This is a genomic window from uncultured Eudoraea sp. (assembly GCF_947258525.1).
Classification (GTDB): Bacteria; Bacteroidota; Bacteroidia; order Flavobacteriales; family Flavobacteriaceae; genus Eudoraea.
In genome coordinates, this window is the sequence record NZ_CAMYIP010000037.1 from 1 (window position 1) to 3,884 (window position 3,884).

Consider the following 3,884-nt stretch of genomic DNA (forward strand, 5'->3'; position numbering starts at 1 on the left):
AAGGAGGAAGAAAGAAAGGATATTGGATTTATTTACAGGCACAAAGATGAACATCCATAAGTTAAAATACCGAAATTCTCCACAGTAAAATGCCATTTCCTGCTGTAAATCGGAATCATCATGATGTAGAAAAGATTATGACCATGTTTACAGAGGATGCCACCTTTGAAATAGTTGGACTTTCTAAATTTTCAGGGAAAGAACAGGTAAGGATTATCTATGAATATGATGTCGGTGTGAATACCAATCTGCAATTTATAAATTTTAAGTCAGACGGTGATACTGTCCATTGCCAAATTTTGGAGCGTAATGACAGACTCGATGCAATTGGAATTAGTGAACTGAAATATAGTTCCTGTATTTTTACTTTTAAAAATGTTCTAATCCAAAGTATTGCCGCTGAAGTACCTGCTGATTTCGTTGAGCATAATATTAAAATCTTTAAAAAATTTATTCCTTGGATTACTGAAAACCATCCAGATGAATATTCAAGAATGTTTACCTCAGAAGGAAGATTCATATACAACTGTGAAAATGGAAGGGATGTGGTTCCGTTACTCAGAAAATGGAGTATGGAACAAAATGCAGACAGTTAATATGACGGTAATGAACCATATGGTGGAAGAGGAAAAATTTGCTATATCGCTTAAACGGTCTTAACGTATTGGATTATAATGTCCATTAAAAATTATTGTCTGAAATCCTGAAAGGACTGCCATGTGGACGATAAATCTCAACAAAGATAAGAAGCTACTCATATTAAGGTTATCTGATACACTTACATTGAATGAATTATCAGAAATGCTAAAAGCAATATATGATGAGAATGATGGCAAGTTTGCCGTATTCAATAGATTTGCTGATTTCTCCAAACTTAAAGAGATTGAAATAGATTTAGACACAGTATCTTCACATGTTCATGAATACCGTAGGCAAATTAAGCCTGATAATCCTGTCAAAATATCTTTATTCATACCGCAAAAATATATAAAGGGATTTTCCTATCTTTATAAATCCATGCTAAGTGATGATCTATTTAAAATAGAAATTCTAGAATCACTTGATGAATGTGCAACATATCTATCAGTTGACAAAAAGCTGTTGGAGGATGCAGTAAAATAATTTTTGTTTCCTGAACCTTTTGACAACGCTCTCATATCATTAGGTTTTACATCTCTGCAATTATCCATTTCCATTAAATGTCAATATTTCTGCAAATTTTTCAATTCCCCCCCACAAGAATAATATAAAAATTGTCTTGACAAAATACCACATTGTGGCATATTAAAGCTATGCCACTTAATTGGTGGTTATTCTGTTCTAATCTCGCTCCTGTTATGTTTCCTATATCTGATATTGTTCTTCGGCATGATTACTTTCCTGTTGTTCATTTACACATGACCATTTTCTGATGGCAACAATCCTTGATATCCACATAAAAGGAAATAAGCGAAAGGGGGTAATGATCATGACTAAAAAGAATCTCACTTTAATTGGCTTTACATTATTTTTCTTTTTAATTGCAATCCCTGCCTACAGCGGAATATTAGATGGAAAAACCTTTTCTGGTAAAAATGGTGAAATTGGTAAGAGTGGCTCTGAAGATGATGAGATTAAGTTTGAGAATGGAAAATTTTTATCTATCGGTTGTGCAAAATATGGGTTTGGGGATGCTGATTACACTTCCAAAGTAGATGGAGACAGGGTGTTTTTTACCGCTGATATTTACAGCGATAAATATGGAAGAATCACCTATAGCGGCTTTGTTAAGGGCAATGACCTTAATGGAACATTTATTTGGTTCGACAAGGGAAAATATGATAAACCCGAACAGGTAAAGTGGTGGAAAGGGAGTGCTAAAAAATAGAATTATAATGTTTGAGTTGGAAAGGCAGAACCAATGATGGTTCTGTCTTTTTTATTCGGAGCTATATCAATAAAACCTAACTCCGTATCACTTGAAGTTAGGAATAGTTTTCCTGAAACAGACTGTTTCGCTATCTTCCAGTTAACTTTTTCCCGATCAACAGCCCCTCCAGTAAGATGCACATCTTCGATTATTTTTTTGACTGTGGTCGCTAATGCCAACAAAGTAAAGTAAGCCACACGACATCCAAGCGAGTGTCCAAGAATTACATACTTTTTATTTGTTCGTTTCAAAATATCAGCAAGAAGAACTCCAGTTTTTTGTGCTTTTACTAAAGCAACATGCCAAGGATTAGTTGACAATTGCATGGCTGTCATTGCAGATCCAACAGGCGCAACCTTCTTTGATACTTGCTTAGCGGCATGTGATGCTGCTTTGCCAATAATAACGGACAATCCTGTACTTGTACCTGACCCTATTACTAAAGAACCTAAATCGTATAATTTCTTTGCTTCCCAATAGACATGATACCATTCTTTATCTGGAAAGTGTGTTTCAATAGTACTTTCCCAATCTTGATAACCTTTCACATTCTTAGAGTCTTTTTCAGATAAAAATCCGTTAATAGTAACTACTGCGGGTTCTTTTCCATTTTTTACATTTTCAATATGAAATTTATATATATCACCCATATAACTGTTACCAATATATGCTCCTAAACTTCCTCCCAAAGCCAGCCCTGCGGCTGTTACAACTGTCATACCACCAGCCATTCCCATTCCCCCTGCGGCAATGGAGCCAAATCCTAATAAGGCCAAGCCATAATTTGTTGCTGCCGCTCCAGACAGGCCAGATAGGCTTCCAATAGCTCCACCTAAAGCGGGAGCAAAGACAAATGATAATGGTCCGCTTACCGCCATACCAGCCCCTCCTGCCAAAACGACTTTGCCAGCTTTAGCAAGATTTCGTACATTGTATTTATAGATGGTTTTATAATCGGATGGCCTTTTTAACTTGGTTTTCGTGGTGCTGAAATTAGGTATTTCATGTCGGTGTTCCAGGCAGAACTGGTCGTGATGGTATTTTCTGCGTTTTTTGCCTTGATCATCAAGCTGAGCAAAAGTATCCCATCGTGCAAAATTATCACATGCTCGGCATTTCACTAATCTTTTACTGCACTTTTATCATTCGAATAGTTTCCTTTTTAATTTTGAGTCATGGAGTGTATTTGGTGTCATTTTTTCTAAGCACCATGAACAATAGGCTTTCATATAATCCCCCCCCTGTTAGGTTCCAACTTAAAAGGTTTTTGAGCAATTCAATTAATCTGTTGATTATTTTACACATATTTCTATAAAAATCAAATTGAAATACGCCTATCCCTCAATGTGTATGCCTTTGCTGATCTTGATCGTTTTCTAATTCATCCTTAACCCCTTTCTTCCAAGACAACTATTAGAAATCCCTTCTTCTAAAGGGATAAAGGCAATATACCGATATTGATTGGTATGATCACTAAGAACAATTAAGCCATAACAACAAGGCAATAAAAATTTTAGATAGGAATGACGAGTGGATTACGATGAAAGCAGAAAAGATACAGGTCAATGGGCAGATTGCAATATTTATGGTCTTCATCATTGTTTGGAAAAAGTAAAATTAGTATCGTTGATTTCAGAGGTACTTGAGAGATTGCCATTAAAAGATCGGGAAATTCTTATGTACAAGCGTGAAGTTCGTTTTATCGCACCAATTACTAATAATTGTGTAACCGAACAGATTTTCATAGACCCTATAAGCGGTAGAAATGGACAGACTGCCTTGTGCCGATGCTCCAAATGTAATGAACCTCATTTGACCGTAAAGGATGGAAGTTATGATGTGATGATTGGTGTTTGGTTAATATGTTTGAGTTCTGATATCCTGAAAAGGTCAAAAGATCAGTCTATGTATACCATAGCACACGAACTTGCTCATGTTTACCTTGAGATTCCAAAAACGGCATCTATGATAGAAG

At 35.8% G+C, this 3,884-nt stretch carries 5 protein-coding genes; 4 read left to right on the top strand and 1 reads right to left on the bottom strand.

Annotated features, from left to right (window positions below):
• Positions 1-89: 89 nt before the first annotated feature.
• The 3 genes from Q0X89_RS02465 (at position 90) to Q0X89_RS02475 (ending at position 1,867) form a co-directional block, all read left to right on the top strand.
• Positions 90-596, top strand: a complete 507-nt coding sequence (locus tag Q0X89_RS02465) for a hypothetical protein (protein ID WP_297691024.1) — start codon at positions 90-92, stop codon at positions 594-596.
• Between the two features lie 121 nt (positions 597-717).
• Complete coding sequence (locus tag Q0X89_RS02470) at positions 718-1,122, top strand: hypothetical protein (RefSeq protein WP_297691025.1); 405 nt, start codon at positions 718-720, stop codon at positions 1,120-1,122.
• A 289-nt stretch (positions 1,123-1,411) separates the two neighbouring features.
• On the top strand, positions 1,412-1,867 hold the full coding sequence (locus tag Q0X89_RS02475; RefSeq protein ID WP_297691026.1) for a hypothetical protein: 456 nt from the start codon (positions 1,412-1,414) through the stop codon (positions 1,865-1,867).
• 2 nt (positions 1,868-1,869) lie between these two features.
• On the opposite strand, the gene Q0X89_RS02480 is transcribed toward Q0X89_RS02475, so the two are convergent.
• Positions 1,870-3,030, bottom strand: coding sequence for a DUF726 domain-containing protein (locus tag Q0X89_RS02480; RefSeq protein WP_297691027.1), 1,161 nt, complete (start codon positions 3,028-3,030; stop codon positions 1,870-1,872).
• A 409-nt stretch (positions 3,031-3,439) separates the two neighbouring features.
• Here Q0X89_RS02480 and Q0X89_RS02485 point away from each other — a divergent pair.
• Positions 3,440-3,884: hypothetical protein (locus Q0X89_RS02485; protein WP_297691028.1), on the top strand; the 445-nt coding region annotated here is incomplete at its 3' end.